The following is a 17,506-nucleotide window of genomic DNA, read 5'->3' as shown; positions in this document are numbered from 1 at the left end:
CATTGCGGCGGCCGCGGCGCCGCGCGCTGGAGCCGACGCAGTCGCGGTTCGCGGGCGACGCGCGTGGCATTTCCGGCCGCTCCATGTTCGGCGCCAAAGTGCGCGGCTTTGCCGTGGAGCGGGTCGTCAGGTTTTGGAGCGGCCGGCGAGGAAGGGGCGGAACGTCATTCGGCGGCGGAACGGGCCGCCTGCAAGGCGCGCAACGCGACCGCCACCTCTTCCAACACCGGCTGCCACGCATCCGGGGCCGATTGGCGGAACAGGCGCACCGACGGATACCAGGGACTGTCGCGGCGCTCGCGCAGCCAGCGCCAGTCGGACGCGAAGGGCAATAGCGCCCAGGCCGGGCAGCCCAGCGCGCCGGCCAGATGAACCGGCGATGAATCCACCGACACCAGCACATCCAGCAGGGTCAGGATGGCCGCGGTGTCGTCGAAGTCGTGGATATCCTGGCCCAACGGCACCAGGTTCAGGCCCGGCGGGGGCGAGGCCGCCTGGGCGGACGCCTCGCCGACCTGCAGGCCGATGAAAGTGACGCCAGGCTGTGCCAGCGGCGCCATATCGGCCAGCGCCAGGGAACGCTGCGCGTCGCGCGGATGGGTCGGCCTGCCCGCCCAGGCCAGGCCGACCAGGGGGCGCGGCAGGTCCGCCAGCCGCGCGCGCCAGCGAGCCACGCGGGCCGGGTCGGCGCGCAGGTAGGCGGTGCGCACCGGCAGGTCGTCAAGGCGCAGGCCCAGCGCCAGCGGCAGGCTCATCAGCTCGCAGTGCAGATCGAACGGCGGCGGCGGCGAACCGGCGACGATGACTTCATCAATCCCGTCGCTGCGCCGCGCCAGTGCGTGGCATGGCTCCTTGACCTCCAGGACGATGCGCGCGCCGCTGCGCGCGCGGGCCAGTGCCACCAGTTGCAGGAACTGGAAGGTATCGCCGTAGCCTTGCTCGTCATGCAGCAGCAGCGTCTGGCCGGGGATCGGCCGGCCGTCCCAGCGCGGCTTTTGCACGTGGCGGGCCAGCGCCGCCGTGTGCGCCAGGTGATAGCGGTAGCGGTATTCGCGCCAGCCGGCATCGAAATCGCCCTCCGTCAGCAGCACCTCGGCCAGCTCGAAGCGCGACCCCGTGTCGCCCGGCTCCGCGCGCAGCACGTGCTCCAGGGCGTCGCGCGCTTCCCGCAGCTTTCCTTGCGGCCGCAGGGCCTGGACCAGCAGGCGCAGCAGAGCGACATGACGCCCCGCCTGCGCCAGCGCGTCGCGCAGCAACGTTTCGGCCTGGGCGTAGCGGCCCTCGCGGAGCAGCGCCTCGGCCTCGCCCAGCGCATGTTCATCGGGCGGCGCGGCCGGCGCCGGGGCGCCGCCGGGAATTGCCCGGGCCTGGCCTGGGCGTGGCCGCGCACGTTCCAGCGCGGCCAGATTCAGGTGCGCCTGCGGCAGCAGCGGATCGATCTCGATGGCGCGCCGGATGGCGGCCAGGGCGGCCTCGTGCCGGCCCTCGTCGCCCAACGCCACCGCCATGTTGCTCAAGGCCTGCGCGTAGTCCGGGTCCAATTCCAGGGCGCGCCGGTAATGCGCCAGCGCCTGCGGGTTGTCGCCCAGGCGCTTGCAGGTGTTGCCCAGGTTGTTGTGGGCCTGCGCGCTGTCGGGCAGCAATGCAGCCACGCGCTGCAGGCAATCGAGGCTGGCGGCCAACTGGCCTGCCTCCTGCAGGATGATGCCCAGGTTGTTCCAGCCCTCGGCCAGCCCCGGATCGGCGGCCACCGCGCGGCGGGCGGCCGCCTCGGCTTCGTCGAGCCGTCCCTGCTGGCGGCACACTTCCGCCAGATTGCTGCAATAGACGGCCGGCGCCGCGTGCGATTGGCAGGCCGCGCGCAGATGCGCCAGCGCCAGCGCTGGATGGCCGTACGCATGCGCGATCAGGCCGAGCAAATGCCGCGCGTCGGGCTGGTCGGGAACCGCGTCCAGCACGCGCAGGCAAAGGTCTTCGGCTTGCGCGGCCTGACCGGCGTTCCAGTGCGTGTGGGCCAGGGCGATCGCCTCGCGGACGGTCAACGGCGGGGCGGCGCGGTCGGCGGTCGGGCCCAAGAAGGTCGCTCCTTGTAAATCGGCATTGGCGGCAAAAGTGCGATTATCTTCGCGGTGGGCAGGAATTGACCAGTGATTGCGCCTTTTCTTTTCGCTTCAGCCGCCCTGGCGCAGGCTATATTGTGCGCAAATATTCCGCCCATCGGCCAAAAAAGTCGGCTCGTCCTGTCGTGGGTGCGCCGCGCTGATCGCATGCGTTCGTGCCACCTTCACGGTGGGCCAGGATGACGCAGGCCGTCGCAAAAACAAGGGATTCCGCTTTGAACCACATCTACCGTCTGGTATGGAATCGTCGCCTGCGCGTTTGGCAAGCGGCGTCGGAACTGGCATCGCAAGCGCGCGCGGGCGGGATCTCGCCCCGCCCTGTCCTGCCTTGCCGGCCGCGCCGTCATGCGCTGGGCGCCGCGCTGGCGCTCGCGCTGGCCGGGACCGGCGGGGCGGCCCAGGCGGACTGTATCCGCGTCGGCCTTCTCGTCCAATGCGCCTCGCCAGCCAATCCTGTCACGCCGTCCTACGCGGATGCGTCCAATAACCTGGAGGTCACCGTGACTGGCACGGGGTCGTTGGGCGTCATACCGCCCGGCGGCGGCACCGCGCTCAGCCTGACCGGCAGCAACGTGACCGTGTCGAACCACGGCCGGATCGACCCCAACCCGCTTGGCGTGAATTCGGCCGGGTCGACCGGCGTGTTCGTCGGCAACAGTTCGGCCGGCGAAACACGGGTGACCAATGAGACGACGGGGACGATTGTCGGCGTCACCCCTGGCGTCGGCGGCGGCTCCAGCCTGCCGTCGCTCCTGGGCATGGCCGTGGCCGTGCAGAACGGCAGCGGCGGGACGAGCTATCTCACCAACGCTGGCATGATAAGCAGCAGAGATGTGGACGGCACCGTCACCGCGGCGGCGGACAAGGCCGTCATTGCCGCTTACGGCGGCGCGAGGGTGGAATTCGTCAACGACCGTACCGGCACCATCGTCGGCCGCGTCGCGTTCGAAGCCGCCGGCACTCCCGGCGAGGGGCACAGTTTCACCAATGCCGGGACCATCGTCGGCGGCGTATCGCTGGGCCAGGGCGGCAACAACACCTTCACCGCCGTTTCGGGTTCCGTCGTGTTTCGCGGTTCGGGATCCTCGTCGGCCGACCTGCCGGTGGCCGGTCAGCCCGGGCTTGCCTTCGCGCCAGCCGGCACGGTCGATGGCGGCGTGGGCGGGGGCAACACGCTGGTGCTGCAGAACGCGCTGCCGTCCGCGGGCACGGGCAGCGGCACGGGAGGGGCGGTCACCGCCATCTCGGGGCTGACCTACATCAACTTCCAGAACCTGCGTATCAACAGCGGTTCCTGGATATTGCAGGATTCGCCCCTGGTCTCCGGCGGCAGCGTGACGCTCAACGGCGGCCTGGCGACGCTGCAGCACGGCGCCATGCTAGGACTCGGCCCGATCAGCGCGAATGGGGGCGCGATCGCCGCCGCCGGTGTGCCGGGGGCGTTGAGCATGTCGAATGACTTCGTGCTGGGCCCTGGCGGGCTGACGGTCACCGGCGCCAACGGCATGACGCTATCCGGCACGCTGTCCGGCGCGGGGGGGCTGAGCCTGACTGGCAGCGGCACCGTCATCCTCACCGGCGCCGGCAACCATGCCGGCGGCACTTTCGTGCAAGCCGGCACCCTGCAGATAGGCGACGGCGCCAACTCGGGCAGCCTGGCGGGCGACGCGGACATCGCGGCGGGCGCGGCGCTGGTCTTCAATCGCAGCGATACGATCCGCTTCGACGGGATACTGCGCGGCGCCGGACAGGTGCGCAAGGCCGGCGCCGGCACCCTGGTGCTGGCCGGCGAGAACGCCTTCGCGGGCACCACGGTGGTCGACGCGGGCACGCTGCAAGTGGGCGATGGCGGCAATCGCGGCTCGTTGAGCGGCAATATCGTTAACAACGCCAACCTCCGGTTCGATCGCGCGGACGACTCCGCCTACGGTGGCGCGATTTCCGGCGCGGGCGCAACGACGAAGCTGGGAGCCGGGACGCTCGCGCTGACCGGCGACAGCAGCGCCTACACGGGCGCGACACAGGTGGCGGCCGGTACGTTGCAGGTGGACGGCAAGCTTGGCGGCCAGGTGCTTGCCGCGAGCGGGTCGACGCTGTCCGGCTCCGGAACGCTGGGCGATGTGACCATCGCGTCCGGCGCCACCCTGGCGCCGGGCAGCGCCAACCTTCCCACGGGCCGCATGAACGTGCAGGGGGACCTGACCTTCCAACCGGGAGCCGTCTACCGCGTCGCCACCACGCCGGATGGCTTGGCCAGCAGTGTGCGGGTGGCCGGCGGCGCCAACCTGGCGGGATCCGTGCTGCACATCGGCCAGAACGGCAACTATGCGCCTTCCACCACCTATACCATCCTGACCGCGGACAATGGCGTGCTGGGACGATTCGACAGTGTCTCGAGCAACCTGGCGTTCCTGACGCCGTCGCTGGCCTACGACAGCCAGCGCGTCGATCTGGTGGTGAGTCTCAAGCAGGTTCCGTCGGATGACGGCGGCTCGCGCCCGATCCAGTTTGTCGACGCCGCGGCCAGCGGTAACCAGCGCGCGGTGGCGCGGGCCCTGCAGAGCCTGGCGCCCGATAGCGCACTGTACCGGCACGTGTTGAACCTGCCCGACGGCATGCCCGCGCAGGCGTTCGATGCGCTCTCCGGCGAAGCGCATGCCAGCGCGATGTCGATCCTGCAGGGCGCCACCGGCGCCATGGCGCAGATGCCGCTGTCGCGGCTGCGCGCCAACCTGGGCGCCGGCTGGGCGCCGGGCGCGCCGACGGCGCAACTGGGCAGGGGCGATGCCGCGTCGCTGCCGCAATCGAATGCGCAGCCGCTCTGGACTCAGGTGTTCGGCAATTGGACCACCCTGGGCGGCGACGGCAACGCCGCCCGTACCACGCAGACTGACTCGGGCATGATCCTCGGCGGCGACGTGGCGGTCGGCGCGCAATGGCGTCTGGGCGGCGCGCTGGGCTACACCAACAGCCGCAGCCGCACCAGCGACCGGGCCTCCAGCGCCGACGTCGACAGCTACAGCGTCACGCTGTATGGCGGCCGGGCCTTCGAGGCCGGCGCGGGCCGGATCAATCTCAGCCTGGGGGCCGCCTATACCTGGCACGACGTCGACACCCGGCGCAGCACCGCCGCCGCGGGCCTGGACCAGACGCTCAAGGCCAGCTACGGCGCCAGCACCGGCCAGGTCTTCGGTGAACTCGGTTATGCCGTGCCGTTGAATGACCGGGTCACGCTCGAGCCTTTCGTCGGCGCCAACTTCAGCGACCTGCGTACCCGCGGCTTTTCCGAATCCGGCGGCGACGCGGCGTTGCGCGGCGAGAGCGGCCGCAGCCGCATCACGACCACCACGTTGGGCCTGCACGCGCGCAGCGATTTCGAGAGCGCCGGCGCGCGCGGCGCGGTGCGGGGCACGCTGGGATGGCGCCACGCCTTCGGCGACCGCAACCCGCTCAGCACGATGTCCTTCGTGCAGGGCGGGGACGCGTTTTCGGTGACGGGCGCCCCTGTGGCGCGCGACGCGGCGGTAGTCGAGCTTGGCGTGGGCATCGACGTCAGCAAGCGCACCACGGTGAGCGCGCTGTACGGCGGGCAATTCGGCGATGGCAACCGGCAGAACACCGGGTCGCTGGAAGTGAGATACCGCTTCTGAATCCTCGGCGGCAGGGGGACGCCGGCCGCGGCAGGTCAGGACATGAAGGCGCCGCGCCACGGCGGCCTGGCGGCCCCGCGGCGCGGCGCATCGTTTACGCCACCGTCACCGGAATCTGGCGCGGCTGCGCTTCGCGCACACGCGGCACGCGCAGCGTCAGGACCCCTTGCTTGAGGTTGGCGCTGATCGCGTCCTTGTCGAATTCCGGCCCCAGCCGGAACGAGCGGCGAAACAGCGGCTCGCGCAGTTCGCCGTGGATCAGGCGCAGTTCCTGCGGCACTGGCACGGCGGCTTCGCCTTCGATGACGAGCACGTCGGATTCGACCTTGATGTTCAGGCGCTCCTTGGTGACGCCCGGCAGGTCGGCCAGCACCGTGACGCCGGCGGTGTCCTCGAAAATGTCCACGGCGGGCAGGGTGGCGGGGCGCCGCGGCGCGGCGCGGCCTTCTTGTTCGACAACGAGTTCGTTACGCGTATTCATGATGCTATCTCCTGAATAGTGCGATTGGCGGGCGTTACTGCACCGGGATGAGACGCGGCTTGGACGACTCCTTCTTCTTGATGGAGACCAGCAGGCAGCCGTCGACATAGCGCGCCTGCACGTTGTCCGCGTCGACGTCGGCCGGCAGTTCGATGGCGCGCGTGAATGAACCGTCGGCGCGTTCACGCGCGTAATAGCGCGCGTTCTCGGGCAGTGCCTGCGTCTCGCGCGTGCCGCTGATCGTTAGCAGGCCCTTCTCGATGGACACTTTCAGGGTGTCCGGGTCGATGCCGGGAATGAATGCCACCACGACCGCGGCATCATCCGACACGCCGATATTGACCGGCGGAAAATGTCCGCGCGGCAGGGCGCGCAGGTTGGCGGGCAGGCCCGCGCCGCGCAGGATGCGGTCCATCTGTTCCTGGACCGCGTCGAAGAAGGACTCGACACCGGTATCGGTGAATGGGTAGTTCGCCATGATTACCTCCCAAGATGGTTGGACAGGATCGGGGCCGCTTCATGCGTCGCAATCGCCAGCCGCTCGACCGCTTCAACAGAGATATAAGTGCGGTCCGCGGGGATTCAAGATCCCGCGTTTTTGATTCGTGAAATCGGTTGGCGCGAATGCATAGACGCCATTGAAGAGCGGCCCGCGAGGACCCGGGAGGGGGGGGCGGTCGCGCGCCGCGACGCAAAAAAAAGGCACCGCGCCCGTGGCGCGATGCCTTCACGCAGCCCCGGTCCGAGCCGGATCAGAAGTCCATGGCTTCGGCCGGCGCCGCCTGCGGCTTGGTCTCTTCGGCGGCCTGCGCGACGGTGGCGTCCGTCGTCAGGATCAGGCCGGCGATCGACGCCGCGTTCTGCAGCGCGGTGCGGGTGACCTTGGTCGGGTCGACCACGCCGATCTCCACCAGATCGCCATACTCGCCGGTGGCCGCGTTATAGCCAAAATTGCCCTTGGCGTCCGCCACCTTGGCCACCACCACCGACGGTTCTTCGCCGGCGTTGGCCACGATGGCGCGCAGCGGCGCCTCCAGCGCGCGCCGCACGATGCGGATGCCGGCATCCTGGTCGGCATTGGCGCCCTTGAGGTCCTGGATGGAGGCGCGGGCGCGCAGCAGCGCCACGCCGCCGCCGGGCACGATGCCTTCCTCGACCGCCGCGCGGGTCGCGTGCAGCGCATCGTCGACGCGGTCCTTCTTTTCCTTCATCTCGACTTCGGTGGCGGCGCCCACCTTGATGACCGCCACGCCGCCCGCCAGCTTGGCCACGCGTTCCTGCAGCTTCTCGCGGTCGTAGTCGCTGGTGGCGTCCTCGATCTGCTTGCGCAGCGTCTTGACGCGGGCGTCGATGGCTTCCTGCTTGCCGGCGCCGTCGATGATGATGGTGTCTTCCTTGCGCACCTCGATGCGCTTGGCGCTGCCCAGGTCCTGCAGCGTGGCCTTGTCGAGCTGCTTGCCGGTCTCTTCGGAGATGACGGTGGCGCCCGTAAGGATGGCGATGTCCTCCAGCATGGCCTTGCGGCGATCGCCGAAGCCCGGCGCCTTGACCGCGGTGACCTTGAGCACGCCGCGCATGGCGTTGACCACCAGCGTGGCGAGCGCTTCGCCTTCGACATCCTCGGCCACGATCAGCAGCGGCTTGCCGGCCTTGGCGGCGCTTTCCAGCACCGGCAGCAGTTCACGCACGTTGGAGATCTTCTTGTCGTACAGCAGCACCAGCGGGTCGTCGAGCTGCGCCACCTGCTTCTCGGGATCGGTGATGAAGTAGGGGCTCAGGTAGCCGCGATCGAACTGCATGCCCTCGACGATATCGAGCTCGTTGTCCAGCGACTTGCCGTCCTCGACGGTGATCACGCCTTCGCGCCCGACCTTGTCCATCGCGTCGGCGATGATCTTGCCGATGGCTTCATCCGCGTTGGCCGACAGCGCCGCCACCTGCGCCGTTTCCTTGCTGGTGGAGATCGGCTTGGACAGCTTGCGCAGCGCCTCGACCACGCCCGAGACGGCCTGGTCGATGCCGCGCTTCAGGTCCATCGGGTTCATGCCCGAGGCGACGTACTTCATGCCTTCCTGCACGATGGCCTGCGCCAGCACGGTGGCGGTGGTGGTGCCGTCGCCGGCCACGTCGGCCGTCTTCGAGGCCACCTGCTTGACGATCTGCGCGCCCATGTTCTCGAACTTGTCCTTCAGTTCGATTTCCTTGGCGACCGAGACGCCGTCCTTGGTGATGACGGGCGCGCCGAAGCTGCGTTCGAGCAGCACGTTGCGGCCCTTGGGGCCGAGCGTCACCTTGACGGCGTCGGCCAGGATGTTGACGCCCTTGACCACGCGGGTGCGGGCGTTATCGTGGAATTTGACGTCTTTGGCACTCATGTCTTGCTCCTCAGTTCGCGATGGCCGGGCCTCAGGCGGCCTTCTTCAGTTGCTTGTCCCGCGGCGCGAGCACGGCGAAGACATCGTCCTCGCGCATGACCAGCAGTTCTTCGCCGTCGACCTTCACGGTCTGGCCGGCGTACTTGCCGAAGAGGACATGGTCGCCCACCTTGAGTTCGGGCTCGCGCAGGGAGCCGTCGGCGTTGCGCTTGCCCTGCCCGACGGCCAGGACTTCGCCTTGCTCGGGCTTTTCGGCGGCCGCATCGGGGATGACGATCCCGGAAGCCGTCTGGCGCTGTTGTTCGATTCGCTTGACGACAATCCGGTCGTAGAGGGGACGGATCTTCATGACTCTATCTCCTGAAGTCTTGATCATCAAAAAGTGAACGCTGGCGCGTCGTCACGGCATTGCGCCGACATGCGCCGGGCATCCGCGATCGGGATGCGCAAAAAATCTATGGGCGCGCCAAAGGCGCTTCAAGAGTCAAAAATGCATCAAAATGAAACTTAAGGAATCAAAAATCCCTTCCCCCGCCCGAGCCGGTAGAGCACCTTGCGGCGCAGTTCGCGGCCGTCCGGTTGCAGCGGAACCGGGCAGGGCATGGGGCGTCCGCCGTCGGCGTCCAGCGTGCTGTCGTCGCCGTCCACCAGGCGCCACAGTCCTCCCTTGCGCGGCCTGAACAGCCAGCGCACGTAGCCCTTGCGCGCCGCCAGTGCGATCAGGACCCGTTGGTCCGGGGCTTCCACCACGACCGGGTCGTGCGCGGACGGCAGGTCGGAATAATCGGCGAAGGCGCGGTGGCCGGCCACGGCTTCCGCGACCGGCGCGTTCAGGCGCCACCAGGGTGGGCGCGCCACGCGCTCGACGTCCCAGGCGCCGAGCGCCCATCCGGCGTCGATGATCGCGCGGTCGAGCACGGCGAAATCATGCCAACGCAGGTTGAGCTGCACCGCCGAACCGGCGACTGAACGCAGCCGGCGGCCGGGCTCGCCATCACGGTGAAAGCCGTGCCAGTGCAGGGTGAGGATGAGGGGAGTGTCGGCCTTGCGGATGGCGCTGGCCGTCACGGCGTACAGCGGGCGTTGCAGCGCGCGTGTGTGCGCAGCGATCGTCTCGATGATATCCATGCGTGTGACTCCAACGTCGGGCCTGCGGGGCAGGCCGCGGTAACGATTTCGCTGCAGCAAATTTATCGCTTCGGGCGCCCATGCTCAAGATCGCGGCGGGCATGGTCGGCGGACATGCCCGCCGCCGCCGCCGCCACCGCGACCGCGGCCAAAGAATTTTTCACAACCTACTAAAAGTAGGCTACGATTGGTATATAGAAACTTTGATACGGAAGGCCCCGCATGCACGCCCTTATCGTTGTCGCACATCCCGATCCGGCATCCCTGACCCACGCCGTTGCCGCCCGGCTCGCGCAGGGCATTGCCGCCTCCGGTACGGAACACACTTTCGAGATCGCGGATCTGGCCGCGCAGGGGTTCGATCCGAGATTCACCCAGGCCGACGTGGCCCTGCACCTGAAGCAGGCGGCGCCGCCGCCGGACGTCCTCGCCGAGCATGCGCGGCTCGACCGCGCGGATGCGTTGGCGTTGGTCTACCCGGTCTACTGGTGGTCATTTCCCGGCTTGTTGAAGGGCTGGATCGACCGCGTGTTCACCAACGGCTGGGCCTATGACGCCAGCGCGGACGGCAAGCTGGTCAAGAAATTGCAGCGCCTGCCGGTGCACCTGGTTGCCATCGGCGGCGCCGATATGCGAACCTACGACAAGCATGGCTATTTCGGCGCCATGAAAACGCAGATCGACCACGGCATCTTTGGCTACTGCGGCGCGCGCGTCGCGACATCGGAATTGCTGCTTCCCTCGGATACCGGCTCTCCGGCGTCCCATCTCGACGCGGCGCACGCTATCGGCCAGCGGATCTTTGCCGTGCCGTCCTGATCGACACCCGAGAATACAGATGTCCGCCGCTCCCGCCCCGCCGCCACGCCGCCGCCGCCTGTCGAAAGACGAGCGCTCGCGCCAGTTGTTGGAAGTCTCCTGGAAACTGGTCAGCGAGGAAGGCTCCGACGCCTTGACCCTCGGGCGCCTGGCCGAAGAGGCCGGGATTTCCAAACCGGTGGTCTACGACCACTTCGGCACGCGCAATGGCCTGCTGGCCGCCTTGTACCAGGACTTCGATGCGCGCCAGACGGCGATCATCGACGACGCCATCGCCGCCAGCAAGCCGACCCTGAAGGACAAGGCCGGCGTCATCGCCGCGAGATACGTCGCGTGCGTATCGGCGCAAGGGCGCGAGATTGCCGGGGTGCTCGCGGCGCTGGACGGCTCGCCGGAACTGGCCGCCGTGAAAAGGCAGTACCAATATGCCTTCATCGAAAAATGCCGGCGCCTCTTCGCGCCCTTCGCCGGGCCGCAAGGCATCGCCACGGCCAGCCTGTGGGCCATGCTGGGCGCGGCTGATGCGCTCTCGAATGCGGCCGTCGCCGGTGAAATCCCCGAGGCGCAGGCGCGCGACGAACTTTTCCGGACCATCCTGGATATGGTCAAGCGAAACAAGTGACGCCCGGCGCGGCCGGCGCGCCGTGCCCGGCCGATGCCCCGTCCGCACACGACCGGCCTGCCCGGGAAAGGAGTTTTCATGGATGTCGCACTCGGCGCAAGAATGGGCGGGCCGGAGGCCGGGCTGCGGTTCCTGCCCGCCGTCGTCGCGTACCGGCCCAGACTGAAGGCGGCATTGGCGCCGGTCGTGGTGCCTGGCGCCGCCACGCTGGATATCGAACTCTTCGTGGGAGGCGGCATCAGCGACTATGCCGAGTCGGGGTTCAGCGCCGTGGCGAAGTACTCGGGCAAGAAAGCGGCTCTTGCGGTTGTCATCCAGGTTCCGCGTCACGAGGCGATGGCGGTGAACGAGGCGGACGCGAATGCGGCGGTGGCGGGCTGGGTGGCCCGCGGGCTGGAATCGATGAAACGGTCCGCCAGCGCCGGCGCGCTGGATCTGGCCGGGGTGCTGGCGGCGCTAAAGAGCGCGTAAGCGCCGGCCCGGCGGCCTCGCTTCAATCGCCGGCTCCGGTATATTCGGCCTACCCCAATTTCCGGCTGCGCCCACTCCATGCCATCGTCCATCTTTCGTCCTCATATTCCTTCCCTCGGGGCCCTGGCGATGGTCCTCCTGTCGCTGCCGGGTGCGCAGGCCGATGCCGCCCAGCGCACCGTCTACAAGGGCACGCTGCAAGGCGCCGGCGAGGTGGTGCTGGAACTGGATGACGCGGCTGGCGCCGACGGGGTCGTAAGCGGACGCTATTTCTATCCCAGGAGCGGCGTCGACATTCCCCTGCGCGGCACGGGCGAAGTCCTGTACGAGCCCAAGCCGAATCCGGCGCGGCCGCCCGCCTCGGACACGGCCACGATCGAACCCGCCGATCGCGCCGCCAGTTGGCAAGGCACGCGCGATGAGAAGGGCTATCGCGGCCAATGGACCGACGCGCGCACCGGCAAGCAACGCCGCTTCGACCTGCAGCGGGTGGCCGGCTACGACACCGCCCAACTCGAACGCGACCGCGCCAAGGCGCGGGCCACGCAGGTCGACCCGGGCGACATCGACCTCGAGGCGGGTATAGATGCCACCCGCGCGCCCTACGAAACGCTGAAGCTGGCCGGCCACGCCAAGCCGGTGGGCAAGGAAGCCGGCTCGGCCACGGTGGCCTACCGCATGTGGGTGGATCCGCGCACCAGGTTCGCCTATCCACGGCTCAGCCGTCACCCCGATCCGCAGGTCATGCGGCGCGTCAATGACCTGCTGGAGCAGCGCCACTGGCGCAAGAGCCTGGGCGCGCTGGAATGCATGGCGTCCGCCTATACCAGCACGAATCCCGGCGCGGGCACCCTGGGCGGCTTCGACGATGAAAACATCAACGTCACCTGGCTGTCGCGCGCGCTGCTGACCGTGACCGAAGCTGGCAGCCTGGATTGCGGCGGGGCACATCCCGCCAATCATTTCGAGCCATACACCTTCGACTTGCTGCGCGGCGAATACCTCGATTGGAACCGCGTGTTCGACGCCTACGCGCCGGGCCAGCGCAGTTTCGGCCGCGAGCCCAGCGCCGCGCTGCGGGGGCTGGTGGAGCAGGTGGTCAAGGCCGGCCCGCCCGAGGACCGCGCCGAGCAGCATCCCAACCTGGAAGATTGCGCCGATCTCTGGCCGCAATACCTGGCCCTGGGCGCCACCGCGCCGGGGGCATTGAGCCTGTCGGTGTCCGGCGTGGGGCACGCCTCGGGCGCCTGCCTGGGCACGCACGGCAGCGTGCCGTTCAAGGCACTGCGGCCCTCCCTCAAGCCGGGGGGGCAGGCGTATCTGGTAACCGACTGAGCGGGCGCGGCGCCGCTGCGGTGGCGCGGCTTGCACACACACGCCATTCAGCTTCTCGCTGCCGTGCCGTGTTGCGCGGTGATGGTCCTGCCTGTCTTTTTGCGTGCGTCCGGACTCAAACTGATAAACGGCGTGTCATCGTTGACGGTCCGGTGTCCGGTGCGCAGGATGGGTCCTTGCAGACGCGATGCCGATTGGGAAGTCGCGCGGTGAACACAATCACCGGCTATAAGCTGCACTCGTTGAAAGGCGAGCTCGCGAACCAATGGTCAGTCTGGGTCAACGGCAATTGGCGCGTGACATTCCGCTTTACCGAGGCGGGTGTCGAGCTGGTCGATTATCGCGACTACCATAGGAATCATCATGATGCATAACCCTCCGCATCCGGGCGAAGTGTTGCGGGAAGACGTTATTGCCCCCTTGGGCCTGTCGGTGACAGACGCCGCTGATCGCCTGGCGATGTCGCGGGTGGCGCTGTCGCGGGTACTCAACGGCAAGGCCGGTATCAGCCCGGACCTCGCCGTCCGATTGGAGCAGGCGGGCGCGGGCACCGCGCAGGCGTGGGTTGCGATGCAGGCGAACTACGATCTGTGGCAGGCGTTGCAGCACGAGCAACCGCCAGTCAAGCCCCTGGCCTCCGTGGCGGATGCGCATTAGGCCGGCTTGCGTCAGCAGCGTGTGACCGTCTCGAACGAAAAGCGCCACCAAAGGCGGAGCGCGGTGAGAAGGCGGGGAGGGGCAGTGTCGCCCTGAGCGTTCAGGACAGCGCCGCGTGGAAAAGGCGCACGCCGTGCCAGGCGCCCGCCAGGCACAGCAACAGGGCCGCGCAGGTGGCCGCCATGACAACGCGCGGGTCCGGCGCGCTGGCGCGCGCGCCTGGCGAGGTGGACAGGCGCGCCCGGACGCGGGCATACAGCCAGCCGGCCAGCGCCACGACAAGCAGCCCGACGCCGATCGCGGCGGGCTCCCCGTGCAAGGCTCCCCCGCGCATCAGCAGAAAACTGTTCAGCACTAGGCCCAGGCAGGTGCGCCGCCAGGCCAGCAGGGTCCGCTCGGGTTGCAGCCCCGGATCGCGGGGATAGGTCATGGTTGGCGCATCGCCGGCCGGTTAACAGGATGAGGATCAAGCGTGGCTGAGCAGCAGCCAGCACACGCCCGCGCCGATGGCAAGCATGGCCAGGCACAGCAGCGCCAGGGCAGGGCTGTGCGGCAGCGCGGCGGCATGGCGCATGGCGATTTCATTGCCGCGCCAGCGCAGATAGGCGCTGGCGCAGGCCAGCACCGCGAGCAGGCACAGGCCGAGCGCGAGCCCCATGCGCACGATCGGGTCGCCCGCCATGCCGGGTTGGTCGAGCAGCAGGCCGGCCGCCAGCAGCGCCAGCGCCGAGCGGATCCAGGCCAGGAAAGTGCGTTCGTTGGCCAGGGAATAACGGTAGTCGGGGTCGCTGCCGTGATGGCGCCAGTGGGGACGTTGCATGGGCTTGGGGCTCGAAAAGAAGCGTGATCGGTCGGACTAGGGTTAGTCCTAGTGAGTCTGAGGATTGAACTTAAGAACTATATAGGACTATAGTTTTGACACGGCGCGGCGTCAACGCGGCGGATCTCGAAAAACAAGGGGCGAGACATGGCAACAGCAGCACCAGCGCAGGTGAATGTACGGGGGTGGGTCGTGACAGCGCTTCTGGCTCTGTTCATGGTCATCAATTTCATGGACAAGGCGATTCTCGGCATCGTGGCCGTGCCGCTGATGCAGGAGCTGAGCATCGAGCCGGCGCAGTTCGGCATGATCGCCAGCAGCTTCTTCCTGTTCTTTTCGGTGTCGGCGATCGGTTTCGGCTTCCTAGCCAACCGGGTGTCGTCCAAGGTCGTTCTGGTGGTGCTGGCCGGCATCTGGGGGGTGTCGCAAATGCCGCTGGCGTTCTTCGCCTCGGTGCCGTTGCTGTATTTCTCGCGCATCCTGCTGGGCATTGGCGAGGGGCCGGCGTATCCGCTGGCGCTGCACTCCTGTTACACCTGGTTCAGCGACGACCAGCGCAATGTGCCGTCGTCGGTCATCTTCCAGGGCGTGACGGTCGGTCTGCTGATTTCCGGGCCGGTGCTCACCTACATCATGCTCAACCATAGCTGGCACGCGGCGTTCCTGCTGCTGGGCATCCTGAGCATCGTCTGGATGGTGCTGTGGCTGCTGTTCGGCGGCGACGGGCAGGTCCGCAACGCCAGTGCCAGCGTCGACGCAACGCAAGCGCGCGTGCCGTACTGGGTGCTGCTCACGGATCGCACCTTCCTGGCCAACATGCTGCTGTACTGGACCACGTACTGGATCTTCTCGGTGATGTTCACCTGGATCCCGGCCTACATGAGCAAGGCGCTGGGCTACTCCACGCAGGAAACCGGCTGGATGTTCATGATCTTCACCGGCATCAATATTCCGCTGGTGCTGGTTGGATCGTGGCTGTCGCAGCGCATGCTCAAGCGCGGCATCGCGTCGATCTACGCCCGCGGCTGGCTTAGCTGTGCGTTCGTGCTGCTGGGCGGGGCCTGCATCCTGCTGTCGCTGTACGTGGCCGAACACCCCACGCTGCGGGTGCTGCTGCTGGCGCTGGGCTGCAACCTGCCGCAACTGACCTTCGTGCTGAGTTCGGCGATCGTCGCCGAGATCTCCTTCGATTCGCAGCGCTCGGCCGCGATGTCGATCAGCAGCGCGCTGGCGACTACCGGCGGCCTGGTGGCGCCGGCCTTGATGGGCCGTTTCATCGGCAGCGGCAACACCGTCGTGGCCGGCTATGAACAGGGCTTCCTGGTATCCGCGGTGCTGGCCATCGGCGTGAGTCTCGTCGGCGTGCTGTTCATCAATCCGCAGGCCAGCCGCCGGCGCATGCAGGCCCGCATGACCGCCGTACCGGGCGCCGTCGCAGGAACCATGCCGGGCGGCGCGCGGCGGTTGTCATGACGGATCTTCTTCCCCCTTCTAGAACCACGATGAGTCACAAGCCATGAAGCAAACGAAACACGAGCCCACCGCGGCGGTCGCGAGCCAGGACGCGGCGGCCTATCCCCGCGACCTCGCCCTTTGCGTGGGCGGACAGTGGCGCGGCGCGCCGGGGCGCGAAACGCTGGCGGTGCGCAATCCCGCCAGCGGCGCCGAGCTGGGCAGGCTGCCGGTGGCCACGGACGAGGACATCGACGACGCGCTGCGCCACGCCGACGCCGCGTTCGCCACCTGGTCGCGCACCAGCGCCTGGGATCGGGCGGCGATCCTGATGCGCGCGGCGCAGTTGATCGACCAGCGGCGCGGCGAGCTGGCAGTGGTCCTGACGCTGGAAAATGGCAAGCCGCTGGCCGATGCGGACGGCGAGCTGAGCCGGGTGATCGAGGGCATCGTCTACTGCGCGGAGGAATGCAAGCGCGCCTACGGCCGGCAACTGCCGCCGCGCTCGGCGCTGCTGACGCAGACCACCGTCAAGCGCCCGATCGGGCCGGTGGCGGCCTTCGTGCCGTGGAATTTCCCGGCGTTCCTGGCCGCGCGCAAAGTGGCGGCGGCGCTGGCGGCGGGCTGCACCGTGGTGCTCAAGGCGCCCGAGGAGACCCCCGCCATCGGCATGCTGCTGGTGCGCGCGTTCCTGGACGCGGGCGTGCCGGCCGGCGCGATCGGCCTGCTGTATGGCAAGCCGGCGCAGATTTCCGAGCGCCTGATCGCCTCGCCCGTGATCCGCAAGGTCTCGTTCACCGGCTCCGTGCCGGTGGGGCGCTTGCTGGCCATGCTGGCCTCGCGCCATCTCAAACCGTGCACCATGGAGCTGGGCGGCCACGCGCCGGTGATCGTCTGCGACGACGTCGACGTCGCCCGCACCGCGCACGCGTGCGTGGCGTTCAAGTACCGCAACAGCGGCCAGGTGTGCCTGTCGCCCAGCCGCTTCTTCGTGCAGGACTGCCTGTACGAGCCCTTCGTCGCGCATTTTGTCGAATACGCCAGCCAGCTCCAGGTCGGCGATGGCCTGGCGCAAGGGGTGCGCATGGGGCCGCTGAACAACGAGCGGCGCCTGGCCGCGGCGACCGAACTGGTGGACGATGCGCGCCGGCGCGGCGCCCAGGTCAGGCTGGGCGGGGCCCGCCAGGCGGGCGCGGGCTACTTCTTCCCGCCGACGGTGCTGACCGACGTGCCCGCCAGCGCCCGCATCCTGCGCGAGGAACCGTTCTGCCCGGTGGCGCCGATCCTGTCCTTCGGCGACCTGGACGCCGCCATCACGCGCGCCAATGCCGTCGAGTACGGGCTGGCGGCCTATCTGTTCACCAACGACCTGCAACGCGCCGCCACTTTTGCCGAGGACATCGACGCGGCGTGGATCGGCATCAACAACTTCACGCCCTCGCTGGCCGATGCGCCGGTCGGCGGCGTCAAGGACAGCGGGCTGGGCTACGAAGGCGGGCCGGAAGGCCTGGACGCATATCAGCAGATCCGCTTCGTCAGCCAATCGAATCTGCGAGTTTGACCCATTCCCATCATC

The 17,506-nt window shown here is 68.4% G+C and carries 17 protein-coding genes and 1 pseudogene; 10 read left to right on the top strand and 8 right to left on the bottom strand.

The genetic code is table 11. The annotated features are described in order from the left end of the window. Nucleotides 1-164: 164 nt before the first annotated feature. Nucleotides 165-2,075, bottom strand: a complete 1,911-nt coding sequence (locus ACUDCK_RS17070; RefSeq protein ID WP_175166767.1) for a tetratricopeptide repeat protein — start codon at nucleotides 2,073-2,075, stop codon at nucleotides 165-167. Between the two features lie 224 nt (nucleotides 2,076-2,299). Between ACUDCK_RS17070 and ACUDCK_RS17065 the strand changes: the two are divergent. Next, a pseudogene (locus ACUDCK_RS17065) lies at nucleotides 2,300-2,383 on the top strand (hypothetical protein); the annotation flags it as partial. A 237-nt stretch (nucleotides 2,384-2,620) separates the two neighbouring features. After that, entirely contained in the window at nucleotides 2,621-5,770 is a 3,150-nt protein-coding gene (locus tag ACUDCK_RS17060) for an autotransporter domain-containing protein (RefSeq protein WP_445659321.1), read from the top strand. A gap of 94 nt (nucleotides 5,771-5,864) precedes the next feature. On the opposite strand, the gene ACUDCK_RS17055 is transcribed toward ACUDCK_RS17060, so the two are convergent. From ACUDCK_RS17055 to ACUDCK_RS17035, 5 genes are all read right to left on the bottom strand, one after another. Next, a complete protein-coding gene (locus ACUDCK_RS17055; RefSeq protein WP_116792185.1) occupies nucleotides 5,865-6,251 on the bottom strand; it encodes an Hsp20/alpha crystallin family protein in 387 nt (128 codons plus the stop codon). A gap of 34 nt (nucleotides 6,252-6,285) precedes the next feature. Then, nucleotides 6,286-6,729 carry an Hsp20/alpha crystallin family protein gene (locus ACUDCK_RS17050; RefSeq protein ID WP_054415783.1) on the bottom strand — a complete coding sequence of 148 codons (444 nt, stop codon included), beginning with the start codon at nucleotides 6,727-6,729 and terminating at the stop codon, nucleotides 6,286-6,288. A gap of 274 nt (nucleotides 6,730-7,003) precedes the next feature. Then, nucleotides 7,004-8,626 (bottom strand): chaperonin GroEL, encoded by a 1,623-nt coding sequence (gene groL / locus ACUDCK_RS17045; RefSeq protein WP_049073230.1) that lies wholly within the window; start codon nucleotides 8,624-8,626, stop codon nucleotides 7,004-7,006. 31 nt (nucleotides 8,627-8,657) lie between these two features. Continuing rightward, complete coding sequence (locus ACUDCK_RS17040) at nucleotides 8,658-8,975, bottom strand: co-chaperone GroES (RefSeq protein ID WP_049073231.1); 318 nt, start codon at nucleotides 8,973-8,975, stop codon at nucleotides 8,658-8,660. A 158-nt stretch (nucleotides 8,976-9,133) separates the two neighbouring features. Further along, nucleotides 9,134-9,754 (bottom strand): diguanylate cyclase, encoded by a 621-nt coding sequence (locus ACUDCK_RS17035; protein WP_175166769.1) that lies wholly within the window; start codon nucleotides 9,752-9,754, stop codon nucleotides 9,134-9,136. Between the two features lie 222 nt (nucleotides 9,755-9,976). Here ACUDCK_RS17035 and ACUDCK_RS17030 point away from each other — a divergent pair, with 222 nt between their 5' ends. The 6 genes from ACUDCK_RS17030 (at nucleotide 9,977) to ACUDCK_RS17005 (ending at nucleotide 13,658) form a co-directional block, all read left to right on the top strand. Continuing rightward, nucleotides 9,977-10,573 (top strand): NAD(P)H-dependent oxidoreductase, encoded by a 597-nt coding sequence (locus tag ACUDCK_RS17030; protein ID WP_049073233.1) that lies wholly within the window; start codon nucleotides 9,977-9,979, stop codon nucleotides 10,571-10,573. 19 nt (nucleotides 10,574-10,592) lie between these two features. Further along, the gene (locus ACUDCK_RS17025) at nucleotides 10,593-11,195 is read left to right on the top strand and encodes a TetR/AcrR family transcriptional regulator (RefSeq protein WP_175166770.1); all 603 of its coding nucleotides are present in this window, start codon (nucleotides 10,593-10,595) and stop codon (nucleotides 11,193-11,195) included. Between the two features lie 78 nt (nucleotides 11,196-11,273). Continuing rightward, nucleotides 11,274-11,666: a hypothetical protein gene (locus tag ACUDCK_RS17020; RefSeq protein ID WP_144657940.1), complete on the top strand. Its 393-nt coding sequence runs from the start codon at nucleotides 11,274-11,276 to the stop codon at nucleotides 11,664-11,666. Nucleotides 11,667-11,744: 78 nt separating this feature from the next. After that, a complete protein-coding gene (locus ACUDCK_RS17015; protein ID WP_175166771.1) occupies nucleotides 11,745-13,001 on the top strand; it encodes a hypothetical protein in 1,257 nt (418 codons plus the stop codon). A 20-nt stretch (nucleotides 13,002-13,021) separates the two neighbouring features. Further along, the gene (locus ACUDCK_RS17010; RefSeq protein WP_445659245.1) at nucleotides 13,022-13,375 is read left to right on the top strand and encodes a type II toxin-antitoxin system RelE/ParE family toxin; all 354 of its coding nucleotides are present in this window, start codon (nucleotides 13,022-13,024) and stop codon (nucleotides 13,373-13,375) included. Next, nucleotides 13,368-13,658 carry a HigA family addiction module antitoxin gene (locus ACUDCK_RS17005; RefSeq protein ID WP_200904303.1) on the top strand — a complete coding sequence of 97 codons (291 nt, stop codon included), beginning with the start codon at nucleotides 13,368-13,370 and terminating at the stop codon, nucleotides 13,656-13,658. Before ACUDCK_RS17010 ends, ACUDCK_RS17005 begins: the two co-directional genes overlap by 8 nt. A 100-nt stretch (nucleotides 13,659-13,758) precedes the next feature. Here the strand turns inward: ACUDCK_RS17005 and ACUDCK_RS17000 are convergent, their stop codons facing one another. Together ACUDCK_RS17000 and ACUDCK_RS16995 are read right to left on the bottom strand one after the other, a co-directional pair. Further along, entirely contained in the window at nucleotides 13,759-14,088 is a 330-nt protein-coding gene (locus ACUDCK_RS17000) for a DUF202 domain-containing protein (RefSeq protein ID WP_054502191.1), read from the bottom strand. Nucleotides 14,089-14,124: 36 nt separating this feature from the next. Next, the gene (locus ACUDCK_RS16995; protein ID WP_054502192.1) at nucleotides 14,125-14,478 is read right to left on the bottom strand and encodes a DUF202 domain-containing protein; all 354 of its coding nucleotides are present in this window, start codon (nucleotides 14,476-14,478) and stop codon (nucleotides 14,125-14,127) included. Between the two features lie 192 nt (nucleotides 14,479-14,670). Here ACUDCK_RS16995 and ACUDCK_RS16990 point away from each other — a divergent pair, with 192 nt between their 5' ends. Further along, entirely contained in the window at nucleotides 14,671-15,951 is a 1,281-nt protein-coding gene (locus tag ACUDCK_RS16990) for an MFS transporter (RefSeq protein ID WP_244976826.1), read from the top strand. A gap of 43 nt (nucleotides 15,952-15,994) precedes the next feature. Beyond that, complete coding sequence (locus ACUDCK_RS16985; protein ID WP_144657937.1) at nucleotides 15,995-17,491, top strand: NAD-dependent succinate-semialdehyde dehydrogenase; 1,497 nt, start codon at nucleotides 15,995-15,997, stop codon at nucleotides 17,489-17,491. The last annotated feature ends 15 nt before the right edge of the window (nucleotides 17,492-17,506 follow it).

Source organism: Achromobacter sp. CF-sbj1-Ac2-l, from assembly GCF_052698165.1.
The sequence above is the reverse complement of the archived record's forward strand: the minus strand, read 5'-3'. Positions and strand labels throughout refer to the sequence as shown.

What these genes read in the sequence shown, in the direction of transcription:
- ACUDCK_RS16995 (WP_054502192.1), bottom strand. Translation starts at nt 14,478, where the DNA reads ATGCAACGTCCCCACTGGCGCCATCACGGCAGCGACCCCGACTACCGT.
- ACUDCK_RS17050 (WP_054415783.1), bottom strand. Translation starts at nt 6,729, where the DNA reads ATGGCGAACTACCCATTCACCGATACCGGTGTCGAGTCCTTCTTCGAC.
- ACUDCK_RS17005 (WP_200904303.1), top strand. Translation starts at nt 13,368, where the DNA reads ATGCATAACCCTCCGCATCCGGGCGAAGTGTTGCGGGAAGACGTTATT.
- ACUDCK_RS17020 (WP_144657940.1), top strand. Translation starts at nt 11,274, where the DNA reads ATGGATGTCGCACTCGGCGCAAGAATGGGCGGGCCGGAGGCCGGGCTG.
- groL (WP_049073230.1), bottom strand. Translation starts at nt 8,626, where the DNA reads ATGAGTGCCAAAGACGTCAAATTCCACGATAACGCCCGCACCCGCGTG.
- ACUDCK_RS17055 (WP_116792185.1), bottom strand. Translation starts at nt 6,251, where the DNA reads ATGAATACGCGTAACGAACTCGTTGTCGAACAAGAAGGCCGCGCCGCG.
- ACUDCK_RS17015 (WP_175166771.1), top strand. Translation starts at nt 11,745, where the DNA reads ATGCCATCGTCCATCTTTCGTCCTCATATTCCTTCCCTCGGGGCCCTG.
- ACUDCK_RS17040 (WP_049073231.1), bottom strand. Translation starts at nt 8,975, where the DNA reads ATGAAGATCCGTCCCCTCTACGACCGGATTGTCGTCAAGCGAATCGAA.
- ACUDCK_RS16985 (WP_144657937.1), top strand. Translation starts at nt 15,995, where the DNA reads ATGAAGCAAACGAAACACGAGCCCACCGCGGCGGTCGCGAGCCAGGAC.
- ACUDCK_RS17025 (WP_175166770.1), top strand. Translation starts at nt 10,593, where the DNA reads ATGTCCGCCGCTCCCGCCCCGCCGCCACGCCGCCGCCGCCTGTCGAAA.
- ACUDCK_RS17035 (WP_175166769.1), bottom strand. Translation starts at nt 9,754, where the DNA reads ATGGATATCATCGAGACGATCGCTGCGCACACACGCGCGCTGCAACGC.
- ACUDCK_RS17000 (WP_054502191.1), bottom strand. Translation starts at nt 14,088, where the DNA reads ATGACCTATCCCCGCGATCCGGGGCTGCAACCCGAGCGGACCCTGCTG.
- ACUDCK_RS17030 (WP_049073233.1), top strand. Translation starts at nt 9,977, where the DNA reads ATGCACGCCCTTATCGTTGTCGCACATCCCGATCCGGCATCCCTGACC.